This window comes from Bradyrhizobium sp. 482_C4_N1_8 (assembly GCF_052075965.1).
GTDB lineage: Bacteria > Pseudomonadota > Alphaproteobacteria > Rhizobiales > Xanthobacteraceae > Bradyrhizobium > Bradyrhizobium barranii.
This window is the reverse complement of record NZ_CP197231.1, coordinates 6,469,841-6,489,618: the sequence shown is the minus strand read 5'-3', so window position 1 is coordinate 6,489,618 and position 19,778 is coordinate 6,469,841. Positions and strand designations below refer to the sequence as shown.

Annotated in this window: 14 protein-coding genes; 3 read left to right on the top strand and 11 right to left on the bottom strand. The window is 65.6% G+C overall.

What is annotated here, in order from left to right:
- The first annotated feature begins 255 nt into the window (after positions 1–255).
- Together AB7Z56_RS31005 and AB7Z56_RS31000 are read left to right on the top strand one after the other, a co-directional pair.
- Positions 256–1,710 carry a sensor histidine kinase gene (locus tag AB7Z56_RS31005; protein WP_063984542.1) on the top strand — a complete coding sequence of 485 codons (1,455 nt, stop codon included), beginning with the start codon at positions 256–258 and terminating at the stop codon, positions 1,708–1,710.
- Entirely contained in the window at positions 1,707–4,694 is a 2,988-nt protein-coding gene (locus tag AB7Z56_RS31000) for a bifunctional [glutamine synthetase] adenylyltransferase/[glutamine synthetase]-adenylyl-L-tyrosine phosphorylase (protein WP_063984541.1), read from the top strand. Before AB7Z56_RS31005 ends, AB7Z56_RS31000 begins: the two co-directional genes overlap by 4 nt.
- Here AB7Z56_RS31000 and AB7Z56_RS30995 read toward each other — a convergent pair.
- From AB7Z56_RS30995 to AB7Z56_RS30975, 5 genes are read right to left on the bottom strand one after another with little or no spacing between them, the layout of a single operon-like run.
- On the bottom strand, positions 4,651–4,887 hold the full coding sequence (locus AB7Z56_RS30995) for a formate dehydrogenase subunit delta (protein ID WP_028151503.1): 237 nt from the start codon (positions 4,885–4,887) through the stop codon (positions 4,651–4,653). The two genes, AB7Z56_RS31000 and AB7Z56_RS30995, sit on opposite strands and share 44 nt — an antisense overlap.
- Positions 4,874–5,704, bottom strand: coding sequence for a formate dehydrogenase accessory sulfurtransferase FdhD (gene fdhD, locus AB7Z56_RS30990; protein ID WP_063984540.1), 831 nt, complete (start codon positions 5,702–5,704; stop codon positions 4,874–4,876). The genes AB7Z56_RS30995 and fdhD overlap by 14 nt, the downstream gene beginning before the upstream one ends.
- Before the next feature lie 4 nt (positions 5,705–5,708).
- A complete protein-coding gene (gene fdhF / locus AB7Z56_RS30985; protein ID WP_063984539.1) occupies positions 5,709–8,582 on the bottom strand; it encodes a formate dehydrogenase subunit alpha in 2,874 nt (957 codons plus the stop codon).
- A 10-nt stretch (positions 8,583–8,592) separates the two neighbouring features.
- A complete protein-coding gene (locus tag AB7Z56_RS30980; RefSeq protein WP_063984538.1) occupies positions 8,593–10,149 on the bottom strand; it encodes a formate dehydrogenase beta subunit in 1,557 nt (518 codons plus the stop codon).
- The gene (locus tag AB7Z56_RS30975) at positions 10,146–10,622 is read right to left on the bottom strand and encodes a formate dehydrogenase subunit gamma (protein WP_014496685.1); all 477 of its coding nucleotides are present in this window, start codon (positions 10,620–10,622) and stop codon (positions 10,146–10,148) included. The genes AB7Z56_RS30980 and AB7Z56_RS30975 overlap by 4 nt, the downstream gene beginning before the upstream one ends.
- Positions 10,623–10,846: 224 nt before the next feature.
- On the opposite strand from AB7Z56_RS30975, the gene AB7Z56_RS30970 reads away from it, so the two are divergent.
- Positions 10,847–11,740: a LysR family transcriptional regulator gene (locus tag AB7Z56_RS30970; RefSeq protein WP_014496684.1), complete on the top strand. Its 894-nt coding sequence runs from the start codon at positions 10,847–10,849 to the stop codon at positions 11,738–11,740.
- Between the two features lie 188 nt (positions 11,741–11,928).
- Here the strand turns inward: AB7Z56_RS30970 and AB7Z56_RS30965 are convergent, their stop codons facing one another.
- The 6 genes from AB7Z56_RS30965 to AB7Z56_RS30940 all read right to left on the bottom strand — a co-directional run bounded on the left by AB7Z56_RS30965 (position 11,929) and on the right by AB7Z56_RS30940 (position 19,773).
- Positions 11,929–14,259, bottom strand: a complete 2,331-nt coding sequence (locus AB7Z56_RS30965; protein WP_063984537.1) for a PAS domain-containing sensor histidine kinase — start codon at positions 14,257–14,259, stop codon at positions 11,929–11,931.
- A 228-nt stretch (positions 14,260–14,487) separates the two neighbouring features.
- On the bottom strand, positions 14,488–15,861 hold the full coding sequence (locus tag AB7Z56_RS30960) for a cation-efflux pump (protein ID WP_063984536.1): 1,374 nt from the start codon (positions 15,859–15,861) through the stop codon (positions 14,488–14,490).
- 256 nt (positions 15,862–16,117) lie between these two features.
- A complete protein-coding gene (locus AB7Z56_RS30955; protein ID WP_063984535.1) occupies positions 16,118–17,086 on the bottom strand; it encodes a quinone oxidoreductase family protein in 969 nt (322 codons plus the stop codon).
- A 25-nt stretch (positions 17,087–17,111) separates the two neighbouring features.
- Positions 17,112–18,107, bottom strand: a complete 996-nt coding sequence (locus AB7Z56_RS30950) for an NAD(P)H-dependent flavin oxidoreductase (protein WP_063984534.1) — start codon at positions 18,105–18,107, stop codon at positions 17,112–17,114.
- 271 nt (positions 18,108–18,378) lie between these two features.
- Positions 18,379–18,939: a hypothetical protein gene (locus AB7Z56_RS30945; RefSeq protein ID WP_187387764.1), complete on the bottom strand. Its 561-nt coding sequence runs from the start codon at positions 18,937–18,939 to the stop codon at positions 18,379–18,381.
- A 183-nt stretch (positions 18,940–19,122) separates the two neighbouring features.
- Positions 19,123–19,773, bottom strand: coding sequence for a hypothetical protein (locus AB7Z56_RS30940; protein ID WP_063984532.1), 651 nt, complete (start codon positions 19,771–19,773; stop codon positions 19,123–19,125).
- Positions 19,774–19,778 lie beyond the last annotated feature (5 nt).

Here is a 19,778-nt window from a genome sequence, read left to right as displayed (position 1 = left end):
CCAGATAGCCCCGCCGTCCGCATGAACGCCAGCTTGCAGGGATTTAACTTGGTTCGAATTGAGTGCCACTTTAACGTTCCATTCCACTGACCAGATGCCTCGGAAGAGAGTCGCGCCAACTTGCCGCTTTTTCGCCAGAGACGGCCGGGAACCAGACAGCATAAGATGCGGTAACTGCTTGAAACAAAAAGAGAATATGAGAAGTTGCGATGACCGGTGATAGCACGCGCAGCGCTCTGATTGGGTACCGGATCCGTGACGGCATTCGGTAAACTCGTCCGCACCACGGCATTCCGGCTGACGCTGGTCTACCTGTTCCTGTTTGCGATTTTCGCGGCCTCGCTGCTCGGCTATTTCGCCTGGAATACGCGGCGGCTGATCACCGAGGAAATCACGCAGACGGTCAATGCCGAGACCTCGGAGATCAACGAGATCTACGGCCGTCGCGGCCTGCGCGGCCTCGTGCTCGCGATCGAGTACCGGGCGCTGCGGCCGGGCGCCAACCTCTATCTCGTGACCACGCCGACCGGGCAGGCGATCGCCGGCAATGTCGGCTCGCTGGCGCCGGGCGTAATGGCGACGCGCGGTTGGTCGGAGACGGCCTACAAGCGGATCGAGGACGCCGACGAGCGCGACCATCGCGCGCTGGTGCGCGTCACCGAGCTCGAAAACGGTTTCCGCCTCCTGATCGGCCGCGACCTCGACGAGCGGCGGCGCCTGTTCGGGATCGTCGCCAAGGCCGCGCAATGGTCGATCCTGATCGTGGTCGTGCTGGGCCTCGGCGGCGGCATCTTCGTCGCGCGCCGCGTGCTCACGCGCATCGATGCGATGACCGGCACCGCGCAGCGCATCATGACCGGCGATCTCAGCGGGCGCCTGCCGGTGGGGCGCAGCGGCGACGAACTCGATCGTCTTGCGGAAAACCTCAATGCGATGCTGGAGCGGATCGAGGCGCTGATGGCGGGGCTGAAGGAAGTCTCCGACAACATCGCCCACGACCTCAAGACGCCACTGACGCGTCTGCGCAACCGCGCCGAGGAGGCGCTGGCGAAATCGGGCAGCGAGACCGATTACCGAGCGGCGCTGGAGCGGACCATCGAGGAATCCGACGGCTTGATCCGCACCTTCAATGCGCTGTTGATGATCGCGCGCGCCGAGTCCGGCCAGGCGCGTGGCAACATGGATGATTTCGACGCCGCCGAAGTCGCGGGCGGCATCCACGAGCTCTACGAGCCGCTGGCCGAGGACGATGGCATGACCTTGAAGGTCAAGGCCGAGCCGACGCCGGTTCACGCCAACCGCGAATTGATCAGCCAGGCGCTCGCCAACCTGGTCGAGAACGCGATCAAGTACGGCAAGCCGGTCGCGCAGACCGGTGGAACCGTGGTCAGCATGGACTCCAGGCAGATCATCATCGAGGCGAGGCGCGAGGGAGACCAGGTGCTGCTCAGCGTCACCGATCGTGGCCCTGGTATCCCCGAAGCCGACCGCAAGCATGTCGTCGAGCGATTCGTGCGGCTTGAAGCCAGCCGCACGCTGCCGGGCTCCGGCCTCGGTCTCAGCCTTGCCGCCGCGGTTGCGACGTTGCATGGCGGAGAATTGCGGCTGGGTGATGCCCAGCCTGGCCTCGTCGCCACGCTGGTGCTCCCGGCGCGCGCCGGCGACAGGGTTGCTCCGCCAATGCAGGATGTGCCACAGAAGGTGGCATGAACCACTCCGCGCCGGGAAACGCGGACAAGACTGGTGAGAGCCTCGCCGCGCGCTTTGCGGAGGCTCCCCATATTGCCGCTTCCACCACCGACGAACGACGTCTTGAAAGCTGGCTGGCCGAGCTCGAGCCGGCGCAATCGGCCCGTCTTGGCGTGTTGCTGGCTCATCCCTTCGCGCGGGATATTCTGGCCGGCATCGCAGAATTCTCGCCCTATTTGTTCGATCTGGTGCGCACTGACCCGCTGCGGCTGATCCGGTTGCTGGAATGCGATCCGGATGCGCATCTCGCCCTGCTGATCGCGGAGGCGAGGGACGCGGTGCTCGCGGCAGGCGACGAAGCCGAGGTGATGCGGCTGCTTCGCAGGATGAAGGCCGAAGCGGCGCTTCTCACTGCGCTGTGCGATATCGGCGGCGTCTGGCCGGTGATGCGGGTGACGGCGGCGCTGACCGATGTCGCGGTATCCTCGGTGCAGGCGGCGCTCCAGTACCAGCTGCGGCAGGAAGCCGCACGTGGGAAGATCCTGCCGCCGAATCCCGAAGCTCCGGAAGAGGGCTGCGGCCTGATCGTGCTCGCGATGGGCAAGATGGGGGCGGGCGAGCTGAACTATTCCAGCGACATCGACCTCATCGTGTTCTTCGATCCCGATGCCACGACGCTCGCACCCGACATCGAGCCGCAGCCGTTCTTCGTGCGGGTGACGCAGGGCGTGGCGCGCATTCTCCAGCAGCGTACCTATGACGGCTACGTCTTCCGCGTCGACCTGCGCCTGCGTCCCGATCCGTCCTCGACGCAAGTGGCGATTTCGCGAGACGCCGCGCTGAACTATTACGAGCGGGAAGGGCGCACCTGGGAGCGTGCTGCGATGATCAAGGCGCGTGCCTGCGCCGGCGATGCCAAAGCGGGCGAGGCGCTGCTCGCCGAAATCGCGCCGTTCGTCTGGCGCAAGCATCTCGACTTCGCCGCGCTTGCCGACGTCCACGACATGAAGCGTCAGATGCAGACCTATCGCGGCCAGAGCGAGATCGCGGTCGAGGGGCACAACGTCAAGGTCGGGCGTGGCGGCATTCGCGAGATCGAATTTTTCGCGCAGACGCAGCAGCTGATCGCCGGCGGTCGCCATCCGGAGTTGCGGGTGCGGCCGACGCTCGCTGCGCTCGATATTCTCGCCACCAGCAACTGGATCACCTTTGCCGCGCGTGACGAGCTGACCATTGCGTATGAATTCCTGCGCCGCGTCGAGCACCGCCTCCAGATGATCGCCGACGAGCAGACCCATGCGTTGCCCGACGACAAGGAGGCGGTCGAGCGCTTTGCGCGCTTCTTTGGCTATCCGGATCGCGAAGCCTTTGCGCGCGACCTGTTGCGGCAGCTCCAGATCGTGCAGGGACATTACGAAAAGCTGTTCGAGGGCGATGACCCGACCGGCACGGCAAAGCTGCCGGCGCTCGACTACAGCGCAGGTCCTGACGATCCGCGCCTGCTGCAATATTTGACGACGCTCGGCTTCAAGAAGCCGGCCGCGCTCGCGCAGACCATACGCGACTGGATCACAGGCGACTACCGCGTGTTCCGCAACGACCAGACGCGAAGCGCTTTCGTCGAATTCGTGCCGGCCCTGATCGACGGCCTCGCGCGGGCCGAGGAGCCGGATCGCGCCGTCGTGGCGTTCGATCAGTTCCTCCAGGCACTCCAGCTTGGCGGGCGGCTGATCACGCTGCTCGGCCAGAACCGCGATCTCGTCGCGCTCGTGGCGCTGGTGCTCGGCGCGGCGCCGCGGCTCGGCGAGATGCTGGCGCGGAAGCCGCAGCTCATGGACGGCCTGATCGATCCCAGATTCTTCGGCGCGATGCCGGACAAGCAGGAATTGTCGGCGCGATTGGCCGCGACGGTGCGCGACGCCGACTCCTATGAGGAATTTCTCGACCGTCTCCGCTTGTTCGGGCAGGAGAGCCTGTTCCTGATCGGCACGCGCATTCTCTCCGGTACTGTCTCGGCGCAGCAGGCCAGCACGGCTTTCGCCGATGTCGCCGAAGGCATCGTCCACACCGTGCACGATCTTGTCGCCGAACGCTTCGCCGCCCAACACGGACGTATCAAGGATCAGGAGACCGCGATCATCGCGATGGGCCGGCTCGGCAGCCGCGAGATGACGGCATCGTCCGATCTCGACCTGATCCTGCTGTACGATTTCGACAGCGACAATCCGGACTCCGACGGGGCCAAATCGCTTCAGGGCGCCCACTACTTCGCGCGCTTCACCCAGCGCCTGATCAGTGCCTTCACCACACGCACCAATTACGGTGTGCTGTACGAGATCGACATGCGGCTGCGCCCGTCGGGACGCGCCGGTCCGGTGGCGTCGAGCCTCGTCTCATTCGCGGACTACCAGGCCAACGAGGCCTGGACCTGGGAGCACATGGCCCTGACCCGCGCCCGCGTGGTATCGGCCTCGGATGAATTCCGTGAGCGGATCGAGCGTATCATCCGCGATGTCCTGACCCGCCGCCGCGATCGGGCGACCATTGCCAACGACGTCGCCGACATGCGGCGCGCCATCGCGCAGGAGAAGGGCGAGAGCGACCATTGGGATCTCAAATACGCTGCAGGCGGCATGGTCGATATCGACTTCATCGCGCAATATCTCCAGCTCGTGCACGCCCATGACAAGCCTGAAATTCTCGACGTCAGCACCCTTCAGGTTCTGGACAACGCCGCCAAGCTCAACGTGCTCCCGCAATCGGAGGCGGAGATCCTTCGCGCGGCGGCGCGGCTCTATCACGACCTGACGCAGATCCTGCGGCTCTGCGTCAGCGACGGCTTCAAGCCCGAGACCGCCGGCACCGACCTTCAGCGCGTGATGGCGCGCGCCGGCGATGCGCCCGACTTCTCGTCGCTGGAGGCGCGCGTGAAGGAAACGCAGAGCGAGGTGAGGCGCGTATTTACGGCGCTGCTGGAAGGGACGTCGTCTGCTTCAGCGAGGTGAGAGCCTCGCGCACGTTCGGCTCCAGGCCTGCGCCGCCCGCGTCGAGATGGGCGAAGATCGCGCGCTTCATCCGGGGATCCCAGAACTTCTTGATGTGGTCGGCGATCCCCGGCACGGCCTTGTCGTGGCCCTGGCTCTTGAAGAAGGTACCGATCTGGTTGGCCATGTAGACGAGGCGGTCAGGCGACGACATCGATAATCTCCTGAGCACGATGAGCCGTAACGCGACTCTGGTGCGTGAATACTTCAAACCCATCGCTGCGGGCAATCGCGATCAACGTGATGCCGGCGGCTTCCGCGGTGCGAACCGCGAGCGCGGTGGGCGCCGAGACGGCGACCAGCACCGGGGCGCCGATTGCGGCCGTCTTCTGCACCATCTCGACCGAGACACGGCTCGTCAGCAGCACCATGCCCACGCTAGCGTCCGTCCGGCTGCGCGCCAGCGAACCTGCGAGCTTGTCTAGCGCGTTATGGCGGCCGACGTCCTCGCGCAGGGCCACAATGCCATTCGATGGCGACCAGAAGGCCGCGGCGTGGACCGCGCGCGTCTGCATGTTGATCGATTGCAGGGGCGCGATCGCCTGTATCGCCGTCATGATCTGTTGCGGCGTGAAGCTGGACCCTGGTGGGACGACGGCCGCAGGCCGCACGGCCTCGGCGATTGAATCGATGCCGCAAATGCCGCAGCCGGTCGGGCCGGCAATGTGCCGCCGCCGCTCGCTGATGCGCGCGGCATCTTCCGACGCCAGCCACATGCGCAGCTCGATGCCGTCGTCGAGGCGGACCACTTCGAGCGACTTGATGTCGTCGACCGACCTGATGATGCCTTCGTCCAGGCTGAAGCCGACCGCAAAATCCTCGAGGTTCTGCGGCGTCCCCATCATGACGGCATAGCTGCCGCCGTTATAGGTCAGCGCCAGCGGCGTCTCCTCCGGGATCAGGCGCGTGCCTTCGGACGCGGCACCGTCGCGCCAGATCTCGCGGTCGATGGCCTGGACCGGCACGTGCATGCCGTTACTCCGCGGCCTCGGCCGGCGCGATGCGGCGGGAGTGCTGCGCCTGCGCGTCATAGGCCTTCTGCCAGTCGGACGGGCCGTTCGACGGCGAGATCTGCACCGCCGTGACCTTGTATTCGGGGCAGTTGGTGGCCCAATCCGAATAGTCGGTGGTGATGACGTTGGCCTGCGTGTCCGGGTGATGGAAGGTGGTGTAGACGACGCCCGGTGAGACGCGGTCGGTGATCTCCGCGCGCAGCGTGGTTTCGCCCGCACGGCTCGCGAGCCGCACCCAGTCGCCGTCGCGTACACCGCGCTGCTCGGCGTCGTGCGGATGAATCTCGAGCCGGTCCTCGGCATGCCAGACCACGTTCTCGGTGCGCCTTGTCTGCGCGCCGACATTGTACTGGCTGAGGATGCGGCCCGTGGTGAGCAGCAGCGGGAAGCGGGGGCCGGTACGCTCGTCGGTCGCGACATATTCCGTGACGATGAACTTGCCCTTGCCGCGGACGAAGCCGCCGATATGCATCACCGGGGTGCCCTCCGGCGCCTTCTCGTTGCAGGGCCATTGCACCGAGCCGAGTTCGTCGAGCTTGGCGTAGGAGACGCCGGTAAACGTCGGCGTCAGTGCCGCGATCTCGTCCATGATCTCGGACGGATGGCTGTAGTTCATCTCGAAGCCCATGGCTTTGGCGAGGGCGATGGTGACCTCCCAGTCGGCCATGCCGTTCTTCGGTGACATCACCTTCCGGACGCGCTGGATGCGGCGCTCGGCATTGGTGAAGGTGCCGTCCTTCTCGAGGAAGCTCGAGCCGGGCAGGAAGACATGGGCGTAGTTTGCGGTCTCGTTCAGGAAGAGGTCGTGAACGATGACGCATTCCATCGACGACAGCGCCGCCACCACGTGCTTGGTGTTGGGATCGGACTGGAGGATGTCCTCGCCCTGCACGTAGATGCCCATGAACGTGCCTTCGATTGCGGCATCGAACATGTTGGGAATGCGCAGGCCCGGCTCCGGGTTGAGCTTGACGTTCCAGAGCGCTTCGAACTGGTCGCGCACGGCGTCGCCCGAGATGTGGCGATAGCCGGGCAGCTCGTGCGGGAACGAGCCCATGTCGCAAGAGCCCTGCACGTTGTTCTGGCCGCGCAGCGGGTTCACGCCGACGCCGGGGCGGCCGATATTGCCGGTCGCCATCGCGAGGTTGGCGATCGCGATCACGGTGGTCGAGCCCTGGCTGTGCTCGGTGACGCCGAGGCCGTAATAGATCGCGCCATTGCCGCCAGTGGCGTAGATGCGCGCGGCTTCACGCAACACCTGCGGATCGACGCCGGTGAGGATCGCGGTGGCTTCCGGGCTGTGTTTCGGCTGGGCGACGAAGGCGGCCCATTCCTCGAACTCGGCCCAGTCGCAGCGCTCGCGCACGAAGGCTTCGTTGGCGAGGCCCTCCGTGACGATGACATGCGCCAGCGCGGTCACGACCGCAACGTTGGTGCCGGGCATCAGCGGCAGGTGCAGCGCCTTCACGTGCGGTGATTCCACCATTTCGGTCCGGCGCGGATCGATTACGATCAGCTTTGCGCCCTGGCGCAGCCGCTTCTTCAGGCGCGACGCGAACACCGGGTGAGCGGAGGCGGGATTTGCACCAATGATGACCGCGACGTCGGTGTCCTCGACCGAGTCGAAGTCCTGCGTGCCGGCCGACGTGCCGAAGGTCTGCGACAGGCCATAGCCGGTCGGCGAGTGGCAGACGCGGGCGCAGGTGTCGACATTGTTGTTGCCGAAGCCGCCGCGGATCAGCTTCTGCACCAGATAGGTTTCTTCGTTGGTGCAGCGGGACGAGGTGATGCCGCCGATGGCGTCACGGCCGTATTTCTTCTGGATGCCGCGCATCTTGGCAGCGGCAAACGAGAACGCCTCATCCCAGGACACTTCGCGCCAGGGATCCTCGATCCGCTCGCGGATCATCGGGTTGAGGATACGCTCCTTGTGGTTGGTGTAGCCCCAGGCGAAGCGGCCCTTGACGCAGGAATGGCCGCGATTGGCCTTGCCGTCCTTGTACGGCACCATGCGCACGACTTCCTCGCCGCGCATCTCGGCCTTGAAGGCGCAGCCGACGCCGCAATAAGCGCAGGTGGTGACGACGGAGTGCTCGGGCTGGCCGATCTCGATCACCGACTTTTCCGTCAGCGTCGCGGTCGGGCAAGCCTGCACGCAGGCGCCGCAGGAGACGCATTCGGAGCCGAGGAAGCTCTCGCTCATGCCGGGCGAAACGCGGCTGTCGAAGCCGCGGCCAGAGATGGTCAGTGCGAAGGTGCCTTGCACTTCCTCGCAGGCGCGGACGCAGCGCGAGCAGACGATGCACTTGGAGGGATCGTAGGTGAAGTAAGGATTGGACTCGTCCTTCGGCATCCAGGCGGCGTTGATCTCGCCATGGGATTTTGCGAAGACGTGGTTCTCGCCCTCGTAGCCGTAGCGCACGTCGCGGAGGCCCACGGCGCCGGCCATGTCCTGCAATTCGCAATCGCCGTTGGCGCCGCAGGTGAGACAGTCAAGCGGATGGTCGGAGATGTAGAGCTCCATCACGCCCTTGCGCAGCTTCTTCAGCCGTTCGCTCTGGGTGTGCACGACGAGGCCGTTCATCACGGGCGTGGTGCAGGAGGCCGGCGTGCCGGCGCGGCCCTCGATCTCGACGACGCAGAGACGGCAGGAGCCGAACGCGTCGACCATGTCGGTCGCGCAGAGCTTTGGGATCTGGTGGCCCGCGTCCATCGCGGCCCGCATGATCGAGGTGCCCTCGGGCACCGTGACCTGGTTCCCGTCGATGGTCAGCGTCACCATCGTCGTCGATTTGGAGCGCGGTGTGCCGTAGTCGATTTCTTCGATCAGAGACATCGTCGTTCTCCTATTCCGCGGCCTGAAGCGTGGTCGGGGCCGGGATGAAATCTTCCCGGAAATGCTTCAATGCACTGAGCACGGGGTAGGGCGTGAAGCCCCCGAGTGCGCAGAGCGAGCCGAATTTCATGGTGTTGCAGAGGTCTTCGACGAGCGCGAGATTTTCGCTCACGCGCTCGCCGCGGATGATCTTTTCGATGGTCTCGACGCCACGGGTCGAGCCGATCCGGCAGGGCGTGCACTTGCCGCAGGATTCGATGGCGCAGAATTCCATGGCGAAGCGCGCCTGCCTGCGCATGTCGACGCTGTCGTCGAACACGACGATGCCGCCATGGCCGATCAGGCCGTCGCGTGCGGCGAAGGCTTCGTAGTCGAACGGGGTGTCGAACAGCGCGCGCGGGAAATAGGCGCCGAGCGGGCCGCCGACTTGCACCGCGCGGACCGGGCGGCCCGTGAACGTGCCACCGCCGATGTCGTCGACGAGCTCGCCAAGCGTCACGCCGAACGCGGTCTCGAACAGCCCGCCATGGCGGATGTTGCCGGCGAGCTGGATCGGCATCGTGCCGCGCGAGCGGCCCATGCCGAAATCGGCATAGGCCTTGGCGCCCTCGGCGAGAATGAAGGGGATCGCGGCGAACGACAGCACGTTGTTGATGACGGTCGGCTTGCCGAACAGGCCGTGATGCGCGGGCAGCGGCGGCTTGGCGCGCACCAGGCCGCGGCGGCCTTCGAGACTTTCCAGCAGCGAGGTCTCTTCGCCGCAAACGTAAGCGCCGGCGCCGACCCGCACTTCGAGATCGAAGCTGTAGGTGGAGCCGCCGATCTTGTCGCCGAGATAGCCGCCGCGCTTTGCTGCCTTGATGGCCGCGTTCATCGCTTCGACTGCGTGCGGGTATTCGCTGCGGATGTAGATGTAGCCCTTGGTCGCGCCGACGGTGATGCCGGCGGTCGTCATGCCCTCGATCACCAGGAAGGGGTCGCCTTCCATGATCATGCGGTCGGCGAAGGTGCCGCTGTCGCCTTCGTCGGCGTTGCAGACGATGAATTTGCGGTCGGCCTTCGCTTGCGCGACGGTCTTCCACTTGATGCCGGTCGGGAAGCCCGCACCGCCGCGGCCACGCAGGCCGGATGCGGTGACCTCGGCGAGGATCGCATCCGAGCCGAGCGACAGCGCGCGCTCGAGGCCCTTATAGCCGTCATGGGCGCGGTAGTCGTCGAGCGAGCGCGGATCGATCACGCCGCAGCGGGCGAAGGTGAGGCGGGTCTGGCGCTTCAGCCAGGGGATCTCCTCGGTTGCGCCCAGCCGCAGCAGATGCGGCGTGTTGCTGGCGAGGGCATCGAGCAGGGAGGGCACATCGGCCTCGGTGACCGGGCCGAACGCGATCCGGCCCTGCGGCGTCGCGACCTCGACCAGCGGCTCCAGCCAGTACATGCCGCGCGAGCCAGTCCTGACGATCTCGACTGCAACGCCGCGCTTGGCCGCATCCTGCTCCAGCGCCAGCGCAACCTCGTCGGCGCCAACCGCAATCGCACCCGCGTCGCGGGAGACGAATAGACGCATGCTCATCGCTGTGCCTCCGCGACCAGTGCATCGAGGCGCTTCTCATCGAGCCGGCCAATGAGGCGGCCGTCGAGCATGGCGGACGGTGCGGTCGCGCACAGCCCGAGGCAGTAGATCGGCTCCAGCGTGACGCGATCATCGGCGGTGGTCTTGCCGAGGGGCACGCCAAGCTTCGCTTCGGCGCGCGCGGCGAGAGCATCGCCCCCCGCAGCCTGACAGGCTTCCGCGCGACAAAGCTTCAGCACATGGCGGCCGGCGGGTTTGTGCCTGAAATCATGGTAGAATGTGAACACGCCATGCACCTCGGCGCGCGACAGATTCAACGCCTGCGCCACCATGGGAATCGCCGCCTCCGGCACATAGCCGAACGCCTCCTGAAGGGCGTGCAGGATGACCAGCGTCGCGCCCTCTTGCTTCGCATGTTCGGCGATGATCTCGGCGCCGCGCGTCTCGTCCCAAGGCTCGTAAACCGCTGTCATTCTTTGTTCTCAGATTGAGCGTCCCTTGATCGCAAACTATTTGGAATCGTTCGAAGATCAATAAAGCTGTCTCATGCTGCGATTGCGAATTCCGATCGATTTGGAAGTGCAATCGGACGATACGGAAATGCAATTAATCGCGTTCCGCTTGCCGGTTTTTCCGTGTTGGTAATGACCCGCCGTGCTAGCTTGCATGCCACGATGGCATCCGAGGGGACGACCGGTTGATCGACAAGCTTGAACTGCTGCTGGCGCTGGCGAAGGAGCGGCATTTCGGACGCGCTGCAGAAGTCTGCGGCGTGACGCAACCGACGATGTCGACCGGGCTCAAGCAGCTCGAGGAGATCCTTGGCGTGATGCTGGTGCAGCGCGGCTCCCGCTTCCAGGGTTTTACCCCCGAGGGCGAGCGGGCGCTGGATTGGGCGCGGCGGATCGTGGGCGATGCCCGCGCCATGCGTGACGAGATCAACGGGCTGAAGCATCAGCTCTCCGGCGAAATCCGCATCGCGGCGATCCCGACCGTGCTCGGCATGGTCGCCCAGCTGACGACGCCGTTCCGCGCCAAGCATCCCGAGGTGCGCTTCCGCATCCAGTCCACCACCTCATCCGAGGTGCTGGGGCTGCTCGAAAATCTCGAGGTCGATGCGGGGCTGACCTATATCGAGAACGAGCCGATCGGCAAGGTGCGCACCATTCCGCTCTACAACGAGAGCTATCGTCTGCTGACCGCGCCGGACGGAATGTTCGGCGATCGCGAGACGGTGACGTGGAAGGAGGTCGGCCAGGTGCCGCTGTGCCTGCTGACGCCCGACATGCAGAACCGCCGCATCATCGATCGCGCGCTCCGCTCGGTCGGCGCGGAGGCGACGCCGACCCTGACCTCGAACTCGCTGCTCGTGCTGTTCACGCATGTGAAGACGGGGCGCTGGGCGAGCGTGATGCCGGCCAAGCTTGCCGAGACGCTCGGCCTGTCCGATACGGTGCGCTCGATCCCGATCACCGATCCTGATGTCAATTACAGCATCGGCATGGTGATCCCGCAGCGCGATCCGATGACGCCGCTGATCGCGGCGCTGGTCAACGTCGCGCGCGAAGTCGCGCCGTCGCTGCAGCTGTAGGGGCCAGAGCGGGAGGGCCCGAGCAAGCGCCTCGTCCTTCGAGATGCCCGCTTCGCGGGCTCCTCAGGATGAGGCTCCGTTGTATCGGCGTTCGTTGAAACAGCTGCCGCGTACTCCGCCCTCATCCTGAGGGCCCGCCGGAGGCGGGCGTCTCGAAGGATGGCCGCAGGCGAGCTTCCCGCCATGCTCTAGGCCGCAGCCGACATCCCGGACGCCGCCTTGATCGCATCGCGCGGCAGGGTCACGCGGACGACGGTGCCCACGTCGATCTTCGAGCGGAGCCGCATCGAGCCGCCGTGGAGCTGCGCCAGCGAGCGCGCGATCGCAAGTCCAAGTCCGGAGCCGTGATAGGTCTTGGTGAGCTGGCTTTCGACCTGCTCGAAGGGGCGGCCGAGCCGTGCCAGCGAATGCGGCGCGATCCCGATGCCGGTGTCGGCGATCAACAGCACGATCTTGTCGTCGAGCTGCCGGCTGCGCACCACGATGCGTCCGCCGTCGGGCGTGAACTTCACCGCATTGGAGAGCAGGTTGACGATGATCTGCTTGGTCGCGCGGCGGTCGGCAACGACCGAGATCGATTTCTCGATCCCGGCGTCGAGCGTCAGATGCTTGTCCTGCGCGCGGCCGGAGACGACACGGAGGGACTCCGCGAGCGTCTGTCCGAGGTCGAGCTCTTCCATGTCGAGCTTCATGCGGCCGGCTTCGATCTTGGACATGTCGAGGATGTCGTTGATGACTTCGAGCAGGTAATGGCCGCTGGTCAGGATGTCCTGGCAGTATTCCTGGTACTTCTCCGAGCCGAGCTCGCCGAACATGCCCGAGCCCATGATCTCGGAGAAGCCGATGATGGCGTTGAGCGGCGTGCGCAGCTCGTGGCTCATATTGGCGAGGAATTTCGACTTGGTCTGGTTGGCTTCCTCGGCGCGGGTCTTCTCGCGCTGATACTTCTCGGCGAGGTCGGCGAGCTCGTTGGTCTGGCGCTCCAGCGCGGCCTGGGAGCGCTTCAGGTCGATGACGGTGGCGCGCAGGCGCAGATCGTTGTCGACCAGCTTCTGCTCGTGCTCCTTGATGCGGGTGATGTCGGTGCCGACCGAGACGTAGCCGCCGTCCTTGGTGCGGCGCTCGCTGATGTGCAGCCAGCTGCCGTCGTCGAGCTGCGCCTCGAAGGTGCGTGCGCCCGGACCCTGGCTGGCCGTCTCGTTGTGGCGGGTGCGCACCTCCGGCATGCGGCCGACTTCGAGCACGGTCTCGTAGGAGGTGCCGGGGATGACGGCGCTGTCGGGCAGCTTGTGCAGGCGCTGGAAGTGCGAGTTGCAGAGCACGAGGCGGTCGCTCGCGTCCCACAGCACGAAGGCCTCCGGAATGGTCTCGATGGCGTCGCGCAGGCGGAGGTCGGCTTCGACGGTGCGTTCAGCGAGGCTCTTCTGCTCGGTGATGTCGACGGCGATCCCGATCAGGTGCACGCTGGAATCGGTCGCCCCGTGCGTCTTCTCGCAGCGGACGCGGAGCCAGATCCAGTGACCGTCGACGTGCTGCATGCGGAAGGTCTGGTCGATATGGTCGATCTTCCCGGAGATGAGCTGGTCGGCGATCTCGAACAGGTCGATGTCGTCGGACTTCACCAGCGCGTTGACCTCGCCGAAGGTGAGGAGCTCGTTGCGACCGTCGAGGCCGAGCATCGAAAACATCGACTGCGACCAGAAGATCCGGCCGCGCGACAGATCCCAGTCCCACAGGCCGCAGCGGCCGCGGTTGAGCGCGGTGTCGATGCGGCCGCGCACGGCGTCGTTGATGAGGTCGCCCTCGCGGGCGCGCGTCGACTGCCAGTGGAAGGCGAAGCCGAGGATCAGGACGACGAAGCCGGTGGTCGCCGACAGCGTCACCGAGAGCGCGGCGTCCGAGCCCCAGATCGGCTCGTTGCGCTCCTGGATCACGGTGACGAGGCCCGGCAGCGACTTGATCTGCCGCGAGGTCGCCATCGCGGCGTTGCCGTTCGGCAGCGTCATGTCGGAGACGTTGTTGTCGCGCGGCGGCGCCGCGACCAGTTGCGCCGTGGTGATCGCATCGAGCAGGCGGTCGTTGCCTGAGGGGTCGCGGTCGATCGGAATGCGGGCGAGGATGCGGCGATCGACGCCGGCCGAGGTGACGACGACGTGGCGGCCGGAGGCCGTGCCCCAGGACGGGATGAGATCGGGCAGCAGCGTCGGCAGGTTCTCGATGTTCTTGAGCCGCTCCTGCCGCGACGAGGTCAGGCGATCGATCCGCTCAGCGAGCAGGTCGGCCAGCGCCGAGATGTCGTGGCGGAGCACCTGCCGCTTCTGGCGCGTCTGATCGACGACCTGCACGAACGCGCCGAGACAGATCGTGACCAGGAAGGCGATGATCAGCGTCGGCACGGCGCGGCGCAGCGCCGGCTCCGCGATCAGGAGCCGATGATAGGCAGGTTTCGCGATCGATTGCGCCAATCCCTTGATTGAATCGGATTGGACGCGCACGTTCGCGGCGTCTGCACGCGACATGCCTTCTGCCCCCTGGAAAACCTGCTTGCAACTTGAGTTCGGAAGCAGCCCCACGTCGCTTCCGAATCATGACCGATTTGAATCCAGTTTTCGCAGGCTGTCGAGAGTCAACGAATCGTTAACGCGAATTTATTCTTATCCAACGCGCAGTTTGCGCATTTTGCGTCCGCAAACTTACGTGCGTGGCGAGTCCGAAACGAGAACGTGTGACTCCCCGCACATTTCGCGTCACGCCCGCGGTGGCTCGGCGTGGCTGATCACGCGCTTCACGCCCGGGAACGCGCGGCGCAGCGCGCGCTCGATCGCGTCGACATGCTCGTGCACCTTGATCACGCTCATCGAGGGCGTGGCACGGCAGTGGAAATTGACGATCTCGCCGGCGTCGGTGTTGCGGACACGCACATTGTGGATGTCGTAGATCTCGCCGCCGGCGGCATATTCCGTCAGGGCGGAGGCGATGGCCCGCACCCGTTCCGGCACGGCATCGACCCCGAACGGCAGTTCCGGTTCCAATGGTTCGATATGGACGTCCACCTCGACGTCGGCGCCGAACTCCTCCTGGATGCTGCGCTCCAGCGTGTTGGCGATGTCATGGGCGGCGTCGAGCTGCATCCCGGCGTCGACCTCGAGGTCGATGCCGACGATCAGCTTGGCGCCTAGGTCGTGCACCGTGACGTGGTGGATGGCGAGGCCGGAATTGTGTGCGATGACCATGATCCGGTCGCGCACGGTCTCGTTGTCGCGCGCGACGGGGACGGCGGTGAAGGTAAGGTCGGCGTCGCCGAATGCCTTGTCGACCGCCGCCTGCGCCTTGCGCTTGATCTCCTCGACGCGGTCGATCGGATAGGTTCGCGGCACCTTCGCGATGGTGTCGATGAACGTGGTCGCGCCCACCATGCGCAGCCGCAGCCGCTCGACGTCGATCACGCCGGGCACGCCAAGGATCGCGGCCGTGGCCTTCTCCTGCGCGCCCTCGGGGGCGCGATCGACCAGCGTCTGCACGGTCGAGCCGGCCATGCGCAGGCCGAGCAGGGCGATCATCACGGCGACGGCGGCGGCCGCCGCGGCGTCGCCCCACCAGAAGCCGAGGGCGGCCAGGATCAGGCCGATGATCACGGCGAACGAGCCGAGTACGTCGGAGGCGAAATGCAGCGCGTCCGCCGCGAGCGCCTGGCTGCGCGTTTCCCGTGCGGCGCGGTGCAGGGCGCGGGCACGCCACAAGTTCACGACGATGTCGATCACCAGCACCACGAACGGTACGGCCGAGATGGTCGGCGGCGGAGTTCCCTCGCGCAGGCGGCTGTAGGATTCGACCAGGATGCCCCCGGCCAGCACGTAGAGCAGGGCGGTGACACCGAGCGCGGAGATGCTCTCCAGCTTGCCGTGGCCGTAATGGTGCTCTTCGTCGGCCGGCTTGTCGGACACCCGCACCACCGCCCAGGTGATGATGGTCGCGACCAGGTCGATCGAGGAATGCAGGGCCTCGGAAATCAGCGCCAGCGAGCCGATCGCGATCCCGACCGCAAACTTGGCCGCTGCCATGCCGCCGCTGGCGAAGATCGAGATTGCGGCGACCGAGGTCTTGTTGTGCTGTGCGCTCATGGCCCGGGATTTAGCAGCCTAGGGCTGAACATCAAGCGACGATCCACAGCTGTAGTCGCGAGTGAGTTGCAGGAGCGAAACTATTGCGAATGCTTCCGAATTGAATGCTCGCTTATGCCACCGGCTCAGTCTCGTAGGGTGGGCAAAGGCGCGTAGCGCCGTGCCCACCAACGAGTGTCTCCTGATCAACCGCTGTGGTGGGCACGCTTCGCTTTGCCCACCCTACGAGACCGCGCGCTCGTCGCCCGGCCAGGGATCACAGCGTCACGACGATCTTCCCCAGATGCTTGTTCGCCTCCATGTGCTCGAACGCCTTGTCGATGTCGGCGAAGGCATAGACCTTGTCGATCGGCAGCTGCAGCTTGCGTGACTCGACCGCGCCCCAGATGTCCTTGCGGACCTCGTCGAAGATCTCGCGGACCTCCTCGATGGTGCGGGTGCGGAAGGTGACGCCGACATAGTCGATCCGGCGCGCGGCATGCAGGTCGAAGTTGAAGTCGGCATGGGTGCCGCCGAGCCGGCCGACATTGACGATGCGGCCCTTGACCTTGGTGGCGGCGAGGTTCTGGCTCGCGACCTTGCCCGAGACCTGGTCGACGATGAGGTCGACGCCTTCGCCGTTCGTCGCCTTCAGCACCTCGTCCACCCATTTGGGGTCGGAGGAGTCGACGGCGAGGTCGGCGCCATACTCCCTGAGCCGGCCGCGGCGATAGGGATCGGTCGACGAGCCGATCACGAGCTTGGCACCCTTGAGCCGCGCGATCTGCATCGCCATCAGGCCGACGCCGGAGCTCGCCCCCTGGATCAGCACGGCTTGCCCGGGCTGAACGCCGCCAACGGTGACGACCGCGTTGTGCATGGTCGCGAGCGCGACGGGCAGGGTGGCGGCTTCCTCGAAGTTCATGTTCGAGGGCGCGCGGAACAGCCGGCCGTGATCGGCCAGGGTGTATTCGGCGAACGCCGCGCCGCCCGAGCCCATGATGCGGTCGCCGACCTTCACGCCCTTGGCATCCGGTCCGAGCTCGGCGACCTCGCCGGCCCATTCCATGCCGAGCACGGTGCCGGCACCGCCGGCGGCGCCGTGGGCGTGGCCCTTGCGCATGCCGGTGTCGGCGCGGTTCAGCCCGCAGGCGCGGACGCGGACCAGCACCTGCGTGCCCTTAGGCTTTGGTTGAGCGACGTCGGAAATCTGAGCGCCGTCAGGGCCGTAGACATAAGCCTTCATGAATTACTCTCGCTTCTTGCAGTGATTATTCAGCGGCTTGTGCGCTCGGATGAGCGATCATGCCTTCGAGCCGGCTGCGAATGATGGCTTCGGCCTCGCGCACGATGCGGGAGATCAGCTCGGCGCAGCTCGGGATGTCCTGGATCAGGCCCTGCACCTGGCCCGCCGACCAGATGCCTTCGTCCGAATTGCCGGTCGCATAGACCATCTTACCACGGGCGCCCGCAACCAGCTCGCGGATGTCCTCGAACTTCGCACCTTCCTTCTCCATGGCGACGACCTTGGTCGAGATGTCGTTTTTGGCAACGCGCGAGGTGTTGCGCATGGTGCGGAAGATCAGCTCGGTCTCGCGCTCGTCATTGGCGACGATCTTCTCCTTGATGAGCTGGTGGATCGGGCTTTCCTTGGTAGCCATGAAGCGGGTGCCCATGTTGATGCCCTCGGCGCCGAGCGCCAGGGCGGCGACGAGGCCGCGGGCATCGGCAAAGCCGCCCGAGGCGATCATCGGGATCTTGATCTTGTTGGCGGCGGCCGGGATCAGGATCAGGCCGGGGGTGTCGTCCTCGCCGGGGTGGCCGGCGCATTCGAACCCGTCGATCGAGATGGCGTCGACGCCCATGCGCTCGGCCGAGAGCGCGTGGCGGACGCTGGTGCATTTGTGCACGATCTTGACGCCATGCCTCCTGAACTCGTCGACATGCTCCTGCGGCTTGTTGCCGGCGGTCTCGACCACGGTGATGCCGGCCTCGATGATGGCGGCGCGGTATTCGGCGTAGGGCGGCGGCTTGATCGCGGGCAGGATGGTGAGGTTGACGCCAAAGGGCTTGTCGGTGAGGTCGCGGCAGCGCGCGATCTCCTTGGTCAGGTCTTCCGGGGTCGGCTGGGTCAGCGCCGTGATGAAGCCGAGCGCGCCGGCGTTCGCGACCGCGGCGACCAGCTCGGCGCGTCCGACCCATTGCATGCCGCCCTGGACGATCGGGTGCTCGACGCCGACGAGCTTTGTGAACCGTGTCTGCAGCATGATCTGTTTCCCCCGCCTCGCGTGGCGCTCTGTTATCGGTTGATGGCGGCAGGATGCCGCCGGGGTCGGGAAATGTCTATTGCGCCGCCGTGCGGTGGGGGCGGGGCGATCATGCGAGGCGTGAGGGGATTCCGTGGGGCGGATAATTTTGGTGCGGGGCGCTTGGCGTATTCTCCTGCCGTCGTCCTGACGAAAAGGGGCGACGGCGGAGAGGTAGCAAAGGTGCTGCTCCAAGGGTGCCCGGAAGGCCGAGCGCCAACTGGATCCCGCGTCAACCTTGGCCACGAAGCCGCAGGAGTCGCGATGGAATATACTCGACGTCGATGCTGATGCCGTCTCCGCTCAGAGGGTTCGCGGTGTAGACGACGGAGACAGACAGTTCGAATTGGCTGACAATCGTCAAGATAGCGATGGTGAGCGCGGTGTCTCCGCTCGGGGTCGCGCCCAGCAGCATCTCTGCGATACGGCAGCAATCATCCATCGTCGCCCCCAACGGAGGAAGCTTGATGACCTCTACCTGACGTGCAGCGAACGTGGTCGGATCGGCGACGTCGGGTTCACGCGCAACAACAGCGCCCGAGTTGATCAAGGGCACGACGAACTTCAGAACCGGTGCCGTCACCAGGTTGAGATTTTGAATGTTGACCTCGGTCGCATACACGCCCGGCCGGGCGCCGGCGACACAACAGCAGCTTGCCTCGGATTGCTTGCCGCATACGATCTTCGCGCTGTATGCGAAGAGGCCCTCGGCTGCGGCCGGTATCGCGCCGAGCTTTTCGAGAAATGGATGCTTCAACCGGTCAGCACTTGAGCCCGTCTGATTGTTAGCCATCTCGACCTCCGTGAAGGTTGTGGAACGGATGAGCGGCACCTGGGCGCGTTGCTTATAGTCCTCGGTCTTGCCTCGATTGAGTTTTGATTACGCTACGCCAGACGCTTTCCCGCAGCGCCTGCTCACCACCTACAATAGCACTGTCGAGGAATGCTCGCCAATCATGTCAAAGGCGAATAACGGCTACTCCGCCGACAGCCGCACCATCTGGCGGCCGCCGTTCATTTCCTTGAGGCTGTTGACGAATTTTTCCGGGCGCTGCCAGCGGTAGGGGACCTGCAGGCCCATGAACTCGGCGATGTCGCCGATGAAGCCGGTGCAGTTGGTGGTCTCAGCGTTCCAGACCGGCGAGCTCGCCTGCAATTTCTTGATATAGGCGAAGACGCGCTTGGCGTCGGCTTCGCTCAGATAGACGCGGTAGTTCGCGGTCAGATAGTCCGGATCGAGATCGCCGTAGCTCGCGCCGGTTTCGGCTGGCACCCAGGTGAGGTGACCGAGCACATAAGCCCAGGTGTCGCCGGCGGGCGTGAGGCCCGCGACTTCGACGGCGCGCTCGCTGGTCTTGCCATACCAGACGAACGCATGGCCCCAGCTCGCCGCCGTCCGCGCGCGGAAGTCGACGTAGTAGGGACCTTTCTCTGCGCGCGCGACGGGGCGCCGCGTCGATTGCGGCGCCGGTCGTGATGCGGAGTCGGTCGTAGCAAGCGCATTGGCGTCGGCAACGCGCTTGTTCGCTTCGTGGGCCGAGGCCGAGGGGGTGGTGCAGGCGAGCATCGCCGCGAGAGCGAATCCCGCGAGGATGCAGGATCCCGATCGATCAGATGTGTTCGTCACGTTGT

Excerpts from the sequence above, each read along its gene's own strand:
- AB7Z56_RS31000 (WP_063984541.1), top strand. The coding sequence starts at position 1,707 with ATGAACCACTCCGCGCCGGGAAACGCGGACAAGACTGGTGAGAGCCTC.
- AB7Z56_RS30995 (WP_028151503.1), bottom strand. The coding sequence starts at position 4,887 with ATGTCGTCGCCTGACCGCCTCGTCTACATGGCCAACCAGATCGGTACC.
- fdhD (WP_063984540.1), bottom strand. The coding sequence starts at position 5,704 with ATGCACGTGCCGGTCCAGGCCATCGACCGCGAGATCTGGCGCGACGGT.
- fdhF (WP_063984539.1), bottom strand. The coding sequence starts at position 8,582 with ATGTCTCTGATCGAAGAAATCGACTACGGCACACCGCGCTCCAAATCG.
- AB7Z56_RS30980 (WP_063984538.1), bottom strand. The coding sequence starts at position 10,149 with ATGAGCATGCGTCTATTCGTCTCCCGCGACGCGGGTGCGATTGCGGTT.
- AB7Z56_RS30975 (WP_014496685.1), bottom strand. The coding sequence starts at position 10,622 with ATGACAGCGGTTTACGAGCCTTGGGACGAGACGCGCGGCGCCGAGATC.
- AB7Z56_RS30965 (WP_063984537.1), bottom strand. The coding sequence starts at position 14,259 with ATGTCGCGTGCAGACGCCGCGAACGTGCGCGTCCAATCCGATTCAATC.
- AB7Z56_RS30960 (WP_063984536.1), bottom strand. The coding sequence starts at position 15,861 with ATGAGCGCACAGCACAACAAGACCTCGGTCGCCGCAATCTCGATCTTC.
- AB7Z56_RS30955 (WP_063984535.1), bottom strand. The coding sequence starts at position 17,086 with ATGAAGGCTTATGTCTACGGCCCTGACGGCGCTCAGATTTCCGACGTC.
- AB7Z56_RS30950 (WP_063984534.1), bottom strand. The coding sequence starts at position 18,107 with ATGCTGCAGACACGGTTCACAAAGCTCGTCGGCGTCGAGCACCCGATC.
- AB7Z56_RS30945 (WP_187387764.1), bottom strand. The coding sequence starts at position 18,939 with ATGGCTAACAATCAGACGGGCTCAAGTGCTGACCGGTTGAAGCATCCA.